Origin of the sequence: Corallococcus sp. AB011P (assembly GCF_003611605.1) — a bacterium.
GTDB classification, from domain to species: Bacteria; Myxococcota; Myxococcia; order Myxococcales; family Myxococcaceae; genus Corallococcus; species Corallococcus coralloides.
In genome coordinates this window covers 730512-745881 of the sequence record NZ_RAVX01000003.1, presented here as the reverse complement: position 1 = coordinate 745881, position 15370 = coordinate 730512, and the positions used below count along the sequence as shown (strand labels likewise).

Below are 15370 nucleotides of genomic sequence, written 5' to 3'. Positions count from 1 at the left end.
GCTGCCTCTACTTTGGGTCCAGCCCCCAGGTTCCCTCCGCCCAACGCTTCAAAGCCTCGGAGGCAGCGAACGCAACGAGATCCTGCCCTTGAGCAGCCTCGTTGAGAACAGTCGTGGCTTCATCCGTTCGATGGCGGAGGAGGAAGGCCGCCGCCTTGACCCGGACATCCATGCGCGGATGAATGAACAGGGCCGCGAGCGCATCCCGGCCCGCGTTCCCGTGTGCACACAGCTTGTCGAACGTCTCGTTCACTTTCTTGGCGTGCTTGTTCGCAGTCTTCGCATCCCCCTGCCGGATCGCATCATTCTGGGCCGCCGCATGCAGGGCGAACGCCTCCACGAGCTTCTCCATTTTCACTTCCAGACTCCCCAGATTCGCTTCTGGATCTTCTCGATGGCCTGCAGGCCGAAATCGCGCTGAGCCCCAAGGGACTGCGTGCTCAACCACTGTCTCACCGTCAGGCTCCGCGAGCCGGTGATTTCTTGCTGAATCGATGAATAGAATCCACTCAGCCTTTTGTGCAGTCCTTGTTCCAGCTGAATAACGTTCTCGGTGTTGTGGATGGCCTCGGCCCCGAACCGATCGACGTTACCCGGTGTTTGCTCGACGATGTGGTGCCACTGCTTTCCCTCTTCCGCCGAGCCCAGGGCTCGTTTGAGGCCGCTGAACGACCCCCAGGACCGGGGACCGCCGGGAGTGCTGTTCGATCTGGCTCCATTCCGGGCCACCATCGCAACCGCCGTCGCGGGAAGTGAGACGACGATGGTGTCGCCCGTGAGAGCCACCGCGCTCACTTGCCCTACGTTGGCCAGTTCGATTCCGACTCGGGTTGCACCCAGCACAGATGCCTCGGGGTAGCCGGGCATTCGCGCTAGCCGTGATGCCAGCGACGCCGCGCCACCGGACATCCCCTGACTCACCACGACCGTCACCGCGAGAACGAAAACACGTGCGACCTCGGGCCCGACACGATTCGCGAAGTGCTGCCCCGCCTGATCCAATTCGCCGACGGAGGTCGCCCTCTCCGTTGCCCTCTTCAGTTCCCGACTTGCCTCCAGCACCGTCAGGAAGGTCTCCACGCCCAGATAGACCAGGAAGATTGCGGAAACGATCGCGGCTGCCTTGGTGAAGACAGGCTCTGGATTGGCCGCGAGCACCGCCCAGGTAACGAGCCCTGTCGCGATGACGGTGTAGAAGAGCTGCGGCGCCAAGGTATCTTCCACTGCCTTGGCGATGCTCGACTTCAACGGGCCAAGCGAAAGACCCAACGCGACGCCCAGCCTATCCGTCCCACTCAAGGCTGAAACGTCGGTGAGGACCGAGAGACAGCCTTCGCGTTCCTGGCTCGAACGACAGATGCCTCCGAAGCTCCTGCGCATCAGACTTCGCCAGCTAGCGTCAGGCGTGCTGGCCGGATAGGCGGCCCGAACTAACCAGGGTTGCCGCTCTGAGCGAAGCGAGAGCGGGAGTTCAAGGACCAAAGCGGAGAGCGCATCTTCGAATGCGCCCGCATCCACTACCACCGGCCGCGCGGAGGCGCGCGGCACGTAATCCATGGCTCGTCCCTGCCCTAAGTCAAGGCGGAGCCCAGGTTGGCTCGCACACGCGCCGAGCAGCGCAAGGACAAGGACGGATACCACCAACCGGCTCGTCATGAATGCCCTCGCACTTCCATGGCCTCGCAGCCTTTCCAACCCCTCTCCCGCCCATGCCCGTGCATCAGTGCGCAGCGGGGCGTTCCTGGTGGGAATGCCTCCGTGATGATCTGAAGGACTTGCCCCGTGGCTTCGACCGGGTGACGAGCTGCTCCGGACCCTCTCCTGCTGCGAAGGGTCCGGAGCACCCGCCCGGCCGCGCTTGCGCGGACTCCGGCGTCCCCTACCGCCGACTCTGGTCGGAATCGAGGTAGTCCCACGGGAAGGCGTCGGACGGCGTGGCCGCCCGCAGGTAGCTCATGGGATGTGCCGGATTGTATTTGTAGGTCTTCTCCATGTCGCGCTCGAACGCGAACATCTGGTGGGCCGTGTACAGGTTGTGCTGGCGGTTCAATGCGTGGATCCGGGTGTTCTGGGGCGCGGTGACACGGGCGGGCAGCGGCAGCAGCCGGGTCCCCTCGTCAACAAAGGACGGCTTGATCCTCACCGTGACCGGCGGGTCCATATCGGCAAGCAACTGCTCCAGCTCATCGTTCACCGCTTCGTACGTCGCATGGGTGCTCGAGGCGATCTGCCGGTGGTCCTGATGGCTGACCACATCGGCGATGTAGCAGTCGCGAAGCTCCTGGAGCGTCCAGTTACCGCTCCGGGCGTGGAGAATCGTCTCGCGGTTGCTAATCCCATGCAGCGCCCACTCATGGGAGATGATCAAGAGGATGCCGCCCGGGTGCGTGGTGGCCTGTCCCCTCATCGCGATATGGACGCGGATCCGCACGTCGCGAGACAGGTCGAACCCGGCGAGGTCCCGGGTGAGCTGGTGAAGCGGAATCCAGGATCCGCCCGGCGTCGTCGTGTCGGCAGGGTCCCGCACCTCGATGATGCACTGACCATCGATGCCGCGCGTGGCGGTCGGAGTGACCTCGATGATCAACGGGACGTAGTCGGCGGCGCCTCGGTTGGCGAAGGGCTCGATGACGGACTGACGGAAGACGCTGGAGCTTTCGAGGATCTGCGTCAGCCGCGGGTAGGCCGCCGTGATCTGCGAGTAGCCCTCGATGAACGGCCACTCCGTCGGGGGCTGCTGCTCCTGCTCGTCCGGGACCGTCGGGGTGGAGGTCGCGGAGCTGGCGCTCCGGGTGCCCGAGCGGTTGCGAACCGCGACCTTGGACGGCTGCACGTCCACCTCCATGCCAGGCGAACCACGGACCGCGTCAATGGTCTCCCTCAGGTCCAGCTGATCCAGCGGCGTCGCCTTCGAGCTCGAAGCCTGGGAATCGCCGCCGAGCTGCGCGTTGAGCAACCGCTCCTTCCACTCCTGGTTCTTCGCCGGGGCTCTGGCGACAGGGAAGGCCTTGTCGATCTGCTCGTTCAGGACAGCGGAGTTGCGGCTGCTCTGGGCCGACAGCGCGAGCTTCGTGGCCATCTCTCCGAAGGCCCGCGCGGTCTCCTGGTTGGAGGTCATCGCCGCCAGGGCGTTCTGCTGGTTCTGGTCCAGGCCCGTCAGGTTGGCGAACGGGCTCACCTGGGTGAGCGCGGTCAGCAGCGAGCCCACCCCCGAGGGATCCGGCGCGGCCGGTGCGTTCTGGATGTTGACGATGGGCTGCGGGAGCGCGGTGGGCGTGGTGCTCTGCGGCGCCTGGTAGCGGCTGTCCGTGCTCACCGGGTTGATGGCGGTGGGCTCGTCCGAGGGCGACTGCTCCCATCTCCAGAAGCGCGTGTCATCGATGCGCTCGCACGCGTTGCAGGCGCCGCGCACGGCCTCCGCGAAGACTCCGGGCGTGGGCACGCTCAGGCGGAAGACCGCGCCCTGCCCTCCTTCGCGCTCTGCCTCCGTCTGGTAGTGCTCCAGCAGCGAGGCATGGGCCATGGCCCCACTGCCGCTCTGGTCCGGGGTGCCCATCTCGTAGGTGGGGTCCAGGTTGAGGCCACGGGCCACCGGGAACACGAGCGAGTTGCCCGCGACCCCCAGCAGCCGGTTCTCCACCAGTGAGGCCAGGGAGCGGCCCAGCACTCCGCGTTGCGCATAGATGGAGTTGAACTCGTCCTGCGCCAGATGGATGCGGTCCAGCATCATGTACCGGCGGTGCGGCGTGATGCCGTGGCACCAGATGGCGTGGTGGTAGTACTCCAGGTTCTCCTGGTTGAGGTGATCCCGGAGCTGCTGGGCCAGCCGCTGGTCCTCCTGCCAGGGGTTGCGCTGCTCCTCGGGCTTCATGGGCGTGGGCAGGTAGATCTGATCCGCGAAGCCGATGTCGTTGCGGATGGCCTGGTTGTTCACCAGCGTCCCGCTGAAGTGGGGCGTGCGGTAGCGCAGCGTGCCCCGGTCAACGACGGCGAAGCTGCCCGACAGGCTCAGGCTGGGAGAGTTCAGCCGCAGTCCGACAATCTGGCTGCGCTTGAGGTCCGCGGGGGTGCCGGTGAAGGGCTGCTGGGCCACCCCTGCCTTGAGCGCCTTGATGTCCGTGGTCCGCGTGGAGCGCACGGAGACGGTCAACAGCCGGCCCGGGGCGTAGTCGGTGAGCAGGGTGCAGTCCAGCCGCAGGTCCTTCACCGTCGTTCCGTCCGCGAGGATGGCCTCGAAGCGAAGCTGCTCGACGAAGTTGCGGGCGAGCGCGGGGGCGTGCTGCGTCTGGAAGGTGCGCTCGCGCTCCTCGATGGCGAGCTTGACGAACAGGTTGCTGATGCCCCGGATGTCCAGCCCCAGGAAGACATGGCTCAGGGTGGCCCAGGCGCCCGCGTCAATCGACCCATCCGCTTGATCCGCCGGCCGGCTCAGCGTCAGGCGGAGCTGGAGCTCACCGGAGAACTCCTCGATGGACTCCTCGCTGTAGGGCAGGAAGGTCACCGCGCCGGAGGGCTCCACGCGGCGGGGGAAGTCCGTGCCCTGGTAGTTCCGCGCGATGCGATCCAGCGCGTCGAAGCCCCGGCGCAGCTCCTGCCCCCGGGTCGTCTCCGGGGAGTAGAGCAGGTGCTCGGACAGGCACTCCCGCCAGCGGAGGATCTTCGCGTCCGTGAAGAGGCTCATCATCAAGGGGACGAAGAGGCACTCCTGGACGTCCACCACCTGCTGCTCGATGACGAAGTGCCGGAGGATCTCGAAGTACTGGATGGTCAACGCGTGGCAGTGGTTGTGGTTGGCCACCACCTCGGTCTGCACGGAGAGCGACTCACCCTGCTTCGCGCTGGTGACGACCGTGGAGCGCTGGCTGCGCACGGACGACGTCGCCTGCATGGTGGCGTCCCGCAGCCGGTTGTGGAGGCTGGACGTCATGTCGCGGGTGTTGTCCTGCCACGCGGAGGACGTCCCCGAGCCGCCGGAGAGGCTGAAGCCGGTGGACAGCCCCACGGCCACGCCGTTCTTGCTGCCGCTGCCAGCGCCCCCCAGGCCGAAGGAGAAGCCGCGCGTCTTGGCCGAGCTGCCCCCCCGCATGGACTCCTGGACGGTCCCACTGAGGATTTCGTCGATGTCGCGGTCTCTCGACAGGTTGTGGGTCAGCCCCTCTTCGGCCACCGTGGCCTCATCGCGCGAGGCCCCGTCCTCCCGGTTCCAGTCGTAGATGACGAGCTGCTTCTTCTGCCCGGGGGCCAGCGGCAGGGAGTAGAGCAGGTCCCCCATCGAGTAGCCGTCCGCCTTGAAGGTCTGCTTGAAGTGGAGCACGTGGCCGTGCGCCAGCGACACGGCTTGATACAGCTCATAGTCGCTGGCGTCGTCGTCCCAGCGCAGGGGGTTCTTGCTCCCCAGCGTCTGCCGCAAGGTGCGGTGGAGATGACGGGCGTAGCCGGCCGGGTCGGAGGTGTCGCCATTCCACTCCCAGGCGGGGGCTTCGCGGATGGGGACGAGCTGGCCGCGCGGGTCCGTGGTGCGGACGATGGCGTAGTGGCTGAACTCCTCCAGCGACCGGTTGGGGACCGTGAAGTTGACGCAGGAGCCGCCGATATCCTGCGAGTAGCTGGACTCGTTGGCGACGAGCTCCTCCGTGCCCGGCAGGCGCGGGGTCGGGTCATTGCAGGCGCAGTCGTCTTCACCGCTGGCGGCCTCGGTCGTGCTCCCTGTCGCGACGACCAGCAGCGTGAACGCGGGGAACGTCCCATCCGCGTTGAGCACGATGGGGAGCTCCTCGTCGGGACGGGAGGAGACCACCGCGTTGGCCCCGAGGAACGGCTCGTTGGGGACCACCACGGAGAAGTTGCCGCTGCTGTGCGTGGTGACCGCGGCGAGGGACACCTTGAGCGGGGGGCTCGTCCCGTCTCCTCGCAGTGCCTGGAAGAGGATCTGCTGCCGCGTCAGCGCCCTGCCCGTGGGGTCCACCAGGCGCCCCTTGAGGACACGGGTGGTGGGCGCGCTGGAGCCTGGCACGAGGACGTTGGGCGAGAACGGCTCCACCTGCACCTTCACCACCGCCATCTTCGCGGCCTGGCTCACGGTGAGGTGCGTTGGAGAGACGAGCCGGGTGGGCAGGCCGTTGGGGGTGCGCACCACGAAGGTGAGAGGGCTGCTGGAGATGCGGTCGGTGATGGCGAGCGTCAACTGGAAGGCGCCCGTCGGCCCGAGCAGGAAATCCTGGTGGATGGGGGTGACTTCGCTGTCTCCAGCGATGGTGTCCGGACAGGAGATCTCCAGGGTGTACCCCGAGACGGAGCCAGCGGAGCTCTCCACCGCGCCCAGGACGGAGATGAACTCCACCACCTCCACTTTCGGCGCTGTCGCGGTAGGAGTGAGGGGCGACAGAGGGGCCTTCTGCTCAAGCCGGGAAGCGGTCGCGGTCTCCATCGTCGTGACCGACGTGCGCGGGGCCACCTTCACCGCGGGAGCGAGCGCCGGCAGCTGGAGGATGACCAGCCGGTCCGCCGCGGCGGGCTTGCTCTCCGCGACCAGCACCGCGTCCAGCGCGGCCTTGTCAGCGAAGGTGTGCTCCACGACGGAAGTCCCCGAGCGGAGGACATAGAGCGAAAGGGGAAAGGGAAGCGCGGAGGAGGTGATCTTCTGGAGGAAGAACGCACCCTGCGGGCTCGTGAACTCCGCGGTGAAGAGGGGCGCGTTGGGCGACTGGCCCAGCAGCACCGTGCATGCTGCCAGGCTGCCAGGCTCCGAGGTTTCTAGCTGTCCGTAGAGTTTCATGGGTCTCGCGAATTATTTCCGGCAAGACCGCAAGAAACACGACATTTGTGCTCATAATACATTTCTCAGGATTTGAGACATGTCTCAGGGGTCGAGACATGTCTCAAGTGGGCGCGTCCTGAGGCATTCACATCCGTGCAGGTCAAAGCTCGGTCGGGACCGGCACTTCGTTCGCGGGCGCCGGCGCGGGCTCCGGAGCAGCAGCAGGCGCCGGAGCGGGGAGCTCATCCTGGGCCACGGGCGAGTTCAGGACCCACGAATAGCTGTAGCCCGCCTTGAGCAGCCGGTACGTCGCGCGCTTTCCGCAGCCCGCGACTCCCAACGTGACGGGATCCAGCTTGGATGACTGGAGTTCCGCCTTCCCGCAGCCCATGTCGAACTCCGCGCGGAGCCTCACGTCCGGGATCCAGGAGCACTGCCCCATGATGCAGCGCAGCTCATAGACGCCCTCGGTGTTGCAGCCGATCATCTGGTACTGATTCTCACCCAGGTACTGCGGCGTCAGCTCCTCGTTGCACTTGAGATCCTTGGCGGCGATCTTCTCCAGGTTCGCATAGCGCTTGGAGTTGATGGACGGCCCCATCTGGGAGAAGTCCACCTTGGAGTTGCTCCGGTGGCCCCCGCAGCCCGCCACCAGGAACGCCACGCCCACGCCAACAACCGACAGTCGAATCAGGTTCATGGGCGCCCATCTACCCCAGGGCCTCACGCGCTTTCCAGCCCTCCCCTCCCCAAACACAAGGAGCCGCCCCACCGCACAGGCAGGACGGCTCCCAGGTCAGCGACTGCGCGTCACTGCATCGACAGGGACCAGGTGTAGTTGCCGTTCGAGCCCAGCCCGACCAGCGTCGTCTTGCACGTGGCGGTGGTGCTGCCCTTGGACGTGGCGCTTCCCGCGGGCGTCCAGTACCCGGACGTCCCCAGGATCGGGTTGGGCGGGGTCCAGATGCTGCTCATGTTGAAGCGACAGATCTTGCTGCCGCTCGTGTACTCGAAGACGACGGCGGAGTTGGTGCCGCAGTCCGTCTGGTGCACCCCCGAGATCGAGTTGGCCGCCACCGAGCTCAGGGCCGGGATGACCGCGGCACAGCCGTTGAAATACGAGTTGGTGATCGCGCTGGTCGTGATCTTGTTCTGCACCGTGAACGTCAGCGTCGCCGCGTGCGCGGAACCCATGCCCAGCGCCGACACCGCGAACGCAGCCACCACCGTCAAGCTTTTCATGGACAGCCCCCAAGGAAGGGGAATCGCTTCCCCAGAATCAGTTAAACGATTCCCGGGAGCCTTGTCCAGACAGCCAGCCTTTGAAATGCATGAAACGGATTGCGAGGAAAATTCTCGCCGGACTCGCCTTCCCCCTCCTGAGTCAGGCCTGAATCGTCTGCCGCCAATCGTGGTCACGCCCGACTCACGAACCTCCACTCAATGACAGACATCCGCCATGCCGCGTCAGGGCTGGGGCGCCTCCGCGCTCCCGGGCAGCAGGTCCGACAGCAGCATCTGTTCCTCACTGGGCGACAGGTCGAAGTGGCGGGCTGCCTCCGTGATGATCTGGAACAAGGGCGTATCCGGTTCCTCGGTCCTCCGCACCGCGATCCTGCGGGCTGCGCTGCGCAGGGCCTCTCCCCTGGGACGAAGACTTTCACGCATGACGACACCTCATTGGAGAGATTCGGATGCGCTTGCGCCAATGCAAGGGCGATGACGGGAAGTGGGAGCAGGCGCTTCCCGTCAGCCCCCGCCCACGGGAAGCGGGCGGCTCGCAGGGCGGCGCGTTCCTTCCTCCGGATTCGCGAGCGCTCCAGCTTTGGGGTCGGACTCCACTCCGAGGAACGAGGAATCAGACATGGCAGCGCAAGACATCCCCGGCACCGGGCAGCAGGCAGGAAGCCCCACGCACCGCAGCACGGACATCCCGCTCGACGAGCGCCGCCGCATGCGCCACGAGTCCCGCACGTCGCAGACCTACAAGGCCTTCCTCAAGTACCTGCGCGACGTGGGGCACTTCCAGGACGAGCAGGCTGCCCAGCAAGCCGCCTTCTCCGTGCTGTGCGTGCTGGAGCAGCGCCTCTTCGGCGAGGAGGACAACGACCTGGAGGCCCAGCTGCCCCACAAGCTGCGGGAGCTCCTGGTGCGGTGCGACCGCCACGAAGCCGGGCCGCCGCCCCATAAGTTCGGCCGGGCGGAGATGCTGGCGATGGTCGCCACGGACCTGGGCGTGGACGACGAGAACGCGGAGCCCATCGTCCGCGCGGTCTTCAGCGCCATCCAGGCGCAGATCTCCGAGGGGGAGAGCGACGACATCTCGGGTGAGCTGCCGACGGACCTCCGCGACCTGTGGGCGCACCCCACCTGATGGGCACACCACGTTGACGCCAGGTCATGAATCGCTATGAGCTGGTGGCAGGACCGGGGGCGAGGTCACCTTCGCCGCCCGGAGCAGGATCGGCACCCTCCAGAACTTCAAGTACCCCGTCGCTGAGCACCTCCCCCGGAGCGAGCCCGACGTCATCCCCAAAGACCTCGAAGCTGTGACGCACCGTCATGAAACGCGGGGCGGGTCCCCTGGTGACAGGTGTCACCAGCGCTGATGATCCGCATCACCAGTTTCGAGCCACCCGGGCACCTCCAGAAACAGGCGCTTCAGAGGGAAGCCGGCCTTCGCTGACCTCGCCGGAGGACTGGCACGCGCCGTGCTCTAGGGATTGGTCATCACGGACCGGACGCAGCACTCCGGTCCCTCTTCCAAATCCCTCCGCCTCCCCTCCTTCGCCGCCCCCGAGGTCTCCCATGCGCGTCTCCAACCGCCCCGTGTCCACGCCCGCCTCGAACACCTCCGCCGCTGCCGGCCCGTCTGCGGCCACCGAGAAGAAGCCCGGCTTCCTCGACAAGAACCAGCCGGACACGAAGTTCAGCCAGCAGTGGGGCCAGGACATCTTCATGGACCCGCGCAAGGGCGATAAGGCCCAGGCCAGCGCGGACAGGAAGGACGGGCGCCGGGTCACGCAGGGCAACTCCGGCCCCGGCCAGGTGGCGGGCAACGAGAGCGGCAAGTACGTGTCGTGGCAGAAGGACGCGGCGGAGTTCAAAACCGGCACGGGCTTCACGAAGGACGGCACCGGCGCGCAGTTCGAGGCGAGCGCCGCCGAGGTCCAGGGGGATGCGTCCTACCGCGTGATGCCGTGGGAGATTGGCGGCCGCGCGGGCGCCGAGGCCAACATCGCCAGCCTTCGCGGTGACGCCGGCTTCGGCAAGGACCTGAAGGACATCGGGCTCGACAAGGTGGAGGGCAAGGTCTACGGCGGCGTGCACGGCGAGGCGCTGGTGGGCGCCAACGCGGACGCGAAGGCCAAGATCGACCTGAACCCCAAGAACGGCGACATGGGCGCCGAGGTCGGCGCGGGCGCGCTGGTGGGCGCCGAGGCGAGCGCCACGGCCCGCGGCGAGTTCGGCCCCGTGCAGGGCTCCGTGACGGGCAGCGCCATCGCTGGCGTGGGCGCCGCGGTGGACGCGAAGGTGGCCTTCGAGGACGGCAAGCTCACCATCGGCGGCAAGGCCAAGGCGGCGCTCGGCGTGGGCGTGGGTGTCGGCACCTCGTACACCATCGACTTCAACAAGCTGAAGGGCACGGTCGACAACCTCACCAACGGCAAGGCCAGCGAGGCCGTCAAGAACGTCACGGACAAGGTTGGCGACACGGCCAAGAACGTCACCGACAAGGTCGCTGACAAGGCCAAGGACGTCACGGACAAGGTCGCCGACGGCGCGAAGGACCTGGGCAAGGGCATCAAGGACCTGTTCAAGTTCTGATGCGCCTTCAGGCCGCGGAGACCACCGTGCCCTGCGCAAGGGCACACAGCGTCTCCGCGCCATCCTTCACGGCGAAGATTTCGCACTGACACACAGCCTGCCGCTTGCCGGCGGCCTTCGCATGGGCCCGCGCGATGAGCAGCGAGCCCACTGCGGGCTTCAGGTAGTTGATCTTGTACTCGGAGGTCAGCGCGTTGCCGCCCAGCGCCAGGCCTCCGGCGAACGTGATGGCATTGTCCGCCAGGTAGCTGAGCACACCCCCGTGGACGAAGCCGTGCTGCTGCTTCAGGTGGTCCACGATGGGAAGCCGCAGCTCCGCGGTCCCAGGCCCGGAGCTGGCGAGCTGCGCGCCGATGAACTGGCTGAAGGGCTGCGACGCGAACACCTGACGCGCGAAATCCTGAAGGTCTTCCACTGCGGCTCCTGTGGTTGTGTTGGCAAGTTGCGGGAGCATGCCGCGCGAGGGGACCTTCACCAAGAACCGTCAATGACACGCGGCGACTTGCCAATTCCTGCTCGCCCGGAATAGGACTGTCCTTGTCTTACAGACCAAACAGGGGAGAAGCATGCACCCGTCACGACTCAAGCGGGCAATTCCTGGCATCGCGTTGTTGATGGGCCTCGCCACGGGCACGGCCCTGGCGATGGTCCCCTCCTCCACCGCGAAGGACACGGACGCAAGCGCGGCCCCCCGGGCGAGGATCTGTTCCTTGAGCTGCAAGGATTGCAACTCGCCCGATACTGCGTGCGGCCCTGGGGAAGGAATCTGCGGGCCCTATCTCTGCCTGTAGAGGCGTGCCCCTATCCCTCCGCCGGGGCCGGTGCATTCACCGGTTCCGGCGGCTCCACCGGGGGCCTGACGATGAGCTGCTCCAGCGTGGGGCGCTTCGGCTTCTCGAACGGGGCCAGCTTCACCGGCTTCCCCGTGCGCGCCGACTCCTGCAACGCGACGATGACGCGCACGTCCGCCAGGCCTTCGATGCCATTGGGCTCCGGATCCCGGTCCTCCAGCACGCACTTCGAGAAGTAGACGAGCTCCGGCGCGAACTGGTCGCTGTTCTTGAACGTCCGCGTCTCCGTCTCCCCTCCCACCGTGAGCTCGTGCTGGATGTCCGTGCCGTAGCCGAAGCCGTGTTTCACCAGCAGGTCCCCTGCCGTGCCCACCAGCCGGTAGCTCGACACCGCGGAGGCCTCGTGGCTGATGGCGAACTGCGCCACCCTCCCGTTCGGGAACCGCATCAGCGCGAACGCCGACGCGTCCACGCCATGGAAGCGTCCGTTCCTGCCGCCGCCCGTGAACGCGAACACCTCGCGCGGCTCGTCGCGGAAGAGGTAGCGCGCGGCGTTGATGGGGTACGGCCCCTCGTCCAGCAGCGCTCCACCGCCCACGTCCACGCGCGTCCGGATGTCCCCTTCGCGCACCTGCTGCGTCAGCATCCCCGTGAACACCAGCGGATCCCCCAGCCGCCCTGAGCGCACCAGCTCGATGGCGCGGAGGTTCGCCTCCTCGAAGTGCAGCCGGTACGCGACCATCAGCTTCACGTCGTTCTCGTTCGTGGCGCGGATCATCGCCTCGCAGTCCTCCACCGACGTCGCCATCGGCTTCTCGCAGAGGACGTGCACTCCGACGCGGGCCGCACGCTCCGTGAAGGCCCGGTGCATCGTGTTGGGCAACACGATGTAGACCGCGTCCGCCTTCGAGTCGCGCAACACCTGCTCGAGGTTCTCGTAGCCCCCCACGTGCTCCACGCCGTACTTCTCCTGGAGCGCGACCCGCTTCGCCTTGTCGGAGGAGATGATGGCCACCAGCTCGGAATTCTCCTCCGCGTGCTGGAACGCCGGCAGGATGGCCACCTGCGTGAGGTTGCCCGCCCCCACCACCGCGTACCGCACCCGCCTGGATGTCCCCTGCGCCATGATGCACCTCTCCCGTGGTGTGGCTTTACGCTGGTGACGCGCCGGGCCAGCCCGCAAGCCGCGCCCGTCCCTCCGGTGCAGGGGCCGCATGATGGGCAGGCAGCCAGGCGGACAGGCTTTCGCGCGGAGCCCATCCGGCCTATGCCGTCCCCAGAGGACCCCCATGCCCTTCATGAAGATGCTCGCCCGCCTTGGCATTGGCAGCGCGCGCGTGGACACCCGCCTGGAACACGACACCGTGCGCGCGGGCGGCGACCTGCGCGGACTCGTCCATGTCCAGGGCGGCCACGCGCCCCAGCGCATCGACCGCATCGACCTGCACCTGATGGCGCAGTACCTCCAGCGCGACAACGACCGCCTCAGCGCGCTCAACGCCGTCGTGCGCACCTGGCGCGTCTCCAACCCCTTCACCCTCCAGCCCCGCGAGGAGCGCGAGCTCCCCTTCTCCCTGCGCATCCCCGCCCACGTGCCCATCACCGAACGCGGCACGCCTGTGTGGATCAAGACGGCGCTCGACATCGACAACGCCCTCAACCCCGAGGACAGCGACCGCATCCACGTCCTGCCCCACCCGTCCCTCCAGACGGTCATCGAAGCCGTGCGACAGCTGGGCTTCCAGTGGCGCAACTCCTACTGCGAGGCCGGCTCGCCCCTCGGTCGCGACGAGCCCTTCGTGCAGGAGCTGGAGTTCCACGCCGGCCCGGACTGGAGCGGCCCGCCTCGCTCGCTCGCCCTCCTGCCGTTCCCCCGGGAGGACGCGCTGGAGCTGGTCCTCGACCTGGACCGCGGCCCCCGGGGCCTCACGTCCCTCCTGGAGGGCACGTCCATGGACGGCGGCCGGCGGCGGCGGCTCGTACTGTCCTCTACGGACCTGTCCTTGGGGACAGGGGCCGTCGCCGCGCTGTTGACGCCGCACCTGCGCGGCGGGACGTGAAAAGCCGGAAGGCCCGGTCCTTCGTACAGGCCTGGACGTACCCGACGTCCCAACTCCTCCCCCCGGGCGCGGAAGTGGTACAAGCCGCCGTGTGAAAGCTCCCCCGCCTCCCGCTGCCCCTGAAACCCCCTCCTTCGACGCCCTCGGGCTCAAGCCCGACCTCGTTGAGGCGCTGACGTCGCTCGGCTACGAAGAGCCCACCCCCATCCAGGCCGCCGCGCTCCCGCCGCTGCTGGCCCAGAAGGACCTGCTGGGTATTGCCGCCACGGGCACCGGCAAGACGGCCGCGTTCTCGCTTCCGCTCCTCCAGCACCTGAAGCCCGGCGCCGCCGCGCCGCACAGCACCTCCGCACTGGTGCTCGTGCCCACGCGCGAGCTGGCCATGCAGGTGTCCGAGGCCATCCACCGCTACGGCCAGAAGCTGGGCGTCAGCGTGCTCCCGCTCTACGGCGGCCAGGAGATCGGCCGGCAGCTGCGCGTGCTCAAGCGCGGCGTGGACGTCATCGTCGCCACGCCGGGCCGCGCGCTGGATCACCTGCGCCGCAAGACGCTGAAGCTGGACCAGGTGCAGACCGTGGTCCTGGACGAAGCGGACGAGATGCTCGACATGGGCTTCGCGGACGACCTGGAGGCCATCCTCTCCGAGACGCCCGAGAAGCGGCAGACGGCGCTGTTCTCCGCCACCCTGCCCCCGCGCATCGCCAGCATCGCGGAGCGCCACCTGCACGAGCCGGTGCGCGTGCGCATCGAGAAGGAGAAGCTGGAGGCCGGGGAGATGCCGCGCGTCCGGCAGACGGCCTACATCGTGCCGCGCGCGTTCAAGATCGCCACGCTGGGCCGCGTGCTGGACCTGGAGTCCCCCACCGCCGCCATCGTGTTCTGCCGCACGCGCACGGAGGTGGATGAGCTCACCACGTCCCTCAACGGCCGGGGCTGGCGCGCGCACGCGCTGCACGGCGGCATGAGCCAGGAGCAGCGCGACCGCGTCATCAAGCAGTTCAAGTCGCAGGCGGCGGACCTGCTCATCGCCACGGACGTCGCGGCGCGCGGCCTGGACATCCCCCGGCTGACGCACGTGGTGAACTTCGACGTGCCCAACGCGCCGGAGGCCTACGTGCACCGCATCGGCCGCACGGGCCGCGCCGGCCGCGAGGGCGTGGCCATCACCCTGCTGGAGCCCCGCGAGCACCGGCTGCTGCGCAACATCGAGCGGCTCACCGGCCAGCGCATCGAGGTCACCGCGGTCCCCACCGTGTCGGACCTGCGCGCACGCCGGCTGGAGATGATCCGCTCGTCGCTGCGCGAGGCGCTCGTGGGCGGGGAGCTGGACGCGTTCCGCGGCATCGCGGAGGACCTGTCCGGCGAGTTCAGCGTCATGGACGTGGCCGCCGCCGCCATCAAGCTGCTCCAGGAGAAGGAGGACGAGGGCAAGGACTCCTCCGATCAGGACATTCCCCAGGTGTCGGCGCCGGCGGAGCGGAAGGTCCCGCGCACGGAGCGCTCCGGGCCTCCGGGCCGGTTCGCGGACCGCGACGCCGAGCGCCCGTCGCGAGGCCCCCGCACCGCCGACCGGGGCGAGCGCGCCGAGCGCGGCGAACGGTCCGAGCGGGCCCCCGCGCGTCCCCCGCGCGCGCCGGAGTGGAACGTCACGCGCCTGTTCATCGGCGCGGGCCGCACCGCGGGCATGCGGCCGGCGGACCTGGTGGGCGCCATCGCGGGCGAGGCGGGGCTCGACTCCTCGCGCATCGGCGCGATCCACATCGCGGACATGTACTCCATCGTGGAGGTGCCGGAGCCGGAGGCCGCGCGCATCATCTCCGCGCTGAAGGGCTCCACGCTGCGCGGCCGCAAGGTCACCGTGCGCCGCGACACCCGCGACTGACGTCCCTTCCGCGTCACCGGCCTCCCGTCACGGGCGGGCCGGTGACGCACGC

Annotated in this window: 11 protein-coding genes; 4 read left to right on the top strand and 7 right to left on the bottom strand. The window is 67.9% G+C overall.

Translation table 11 applies throughout. The features are described from left to right. Positions 1-7 precede the first annotated feature (7 nt). From D7X30_RS12640 to D7X30_RS12620, 5 genes are all read right to left on the bottom strand, one after another. Positions 8-352, bottom strand: coding sequence for a DUF2019 domain-containing protein (locus D7X30_RS12640; RefSeq protein WP_120563134.1), 345 nt, complete (start codon positions 350-352; stop codon positions 8-10). Positions 353-354: 2 nt separating this feature from the next. Continuing rightward, positions 355-1557, bottom strand: a complete 1203-nt coding sequence (locus D7X30_RS12635; protein ID WP_370051378.1) for a hypothetical protein — start codon at positions 1555-1557, stop codon at positions 355-357. Between the two features lie 322 nt (positions 1558-1879). Further along, positions 1880-6775 carry a hypothetical protein gene (locus tag D7X30_RS12630; protein WP_120563132.1) on the bottom strand — a complete coding sequence of 1632 codons (4896 nt, stop codon included), beginning with the start codon at positions 6773-6775 and terminating at the stop codon, positions 1880-1882. A 142-nt stretch (positions 6776-6917) separates the two neighbouring features. Beyond that, the gene (locus D7X30_RS12625; RefSeq protein WP_120563131.1) at positions 6918-7457 is read right to left on the bottom strand and encodes a hypothetical protein; all 540 of its coding nucleotides are present in this window, start codon (positions 7455-7457) and stop codon (positions 6918-6920) included. Between the two features lie 110 nt (positions 7458-7567). Continuing rightward, positions 7568-7999: a hypothetical protein gene (locus tag D7X30_RS12620; RefSeq protein ID WP_120563130.1), complete on the bottom strand. Its 432-nt coding sequence runs from the start codon at positions 7997-7999 to the stop codon at positions 7568-7570. A gap of 622 nt (positions 8000-8621) precedes the next feature. Between D7X30_RS12620 and D7X30_RS12615 the strand changes: the two genes are divergently transcribed. Both D7X30_RS12615 and D7X30_RS42285 read left to right on the top strand, forming a co-directional pair. Further along, positions 8622-9131 (top strand): DUF2267 domain-containing protein, encoded by a 510-nt coding sequence (locus tag D7X30_RS12615; RefSeq protein ID WP_120563129.1) that lies wholly within the window; start codon positions 8622-8624, stop codon positions 9129-9131. 434 nt (positions 9132-9565) lie between these two features. Further along, positions 9566-10585 carry a hypothetical protein gene (locus tag D7X30_RS42285; RefSeq protein WP_199724254.1) on the top strand — a complete coding sequence of 340 codons (1020 nt, stop codon included), beginning with the start codon at positions 9566-9568 and terminating at the stop codon, positions 10583-10585. A 7-nt stretch (positions 10586-10592) separates the two neighbouring features. Here the strand turns inward: D7X30_RS42285 and D7X30_RS12605 are convergent, their stop codons facing one another. Both D7X30_RS12605 and D7X30_RS12595 read right to left on the bottom strand, forming a co-directional pair. Beyond that, entirely contained in the window at positions 10593-11000 is a 408-nt protein-coding gene (locus tag D7X30_RS12605) for a PaaI family thioesterase (protein WP_199724253.1), read from the bottom strand. Between the two features lie 386 nt (positions 11001-11386). After that, complete coding sequence (locus D7X30_RS12595; protein ID WP_120563127.1) at positions 11387-12502, bottom strand: Gfo/Idh/MocA family protein; 1116 nt, start codon at positions 12500-12502, stop codon at positions 11387-11389. A gap of 163 nt (positions 12503-12665) precedes the next feature. On the opposite strand from D7X30_RS12595, the gene D7X30_RS12590 reads away from it, so the two are divergent. Further along, positions 12666-13436, top strand: coding sequence for a sporulation protein (locus D7X30_RS12590; protein ID WP_158619252.1), 771 nt, complete (start codon positions 12666-12668; stop codon positions 13434-13436). A gap of 91 nt (positions 13437-13527) precedes the next feature. Further along, positions 13528-15318 (top strand): DEAD/DEAH box helicase, encoded by a 1791-nt coding sequence (locus D7X30_RS12585; protein WP_120563125.1) that lies wholly within the window; start codon positions 13528-13530, stop codon positions 15316-15318. The last annotated feature ends 52 nt before the right edge of the window (positions 15319-15370 follow it).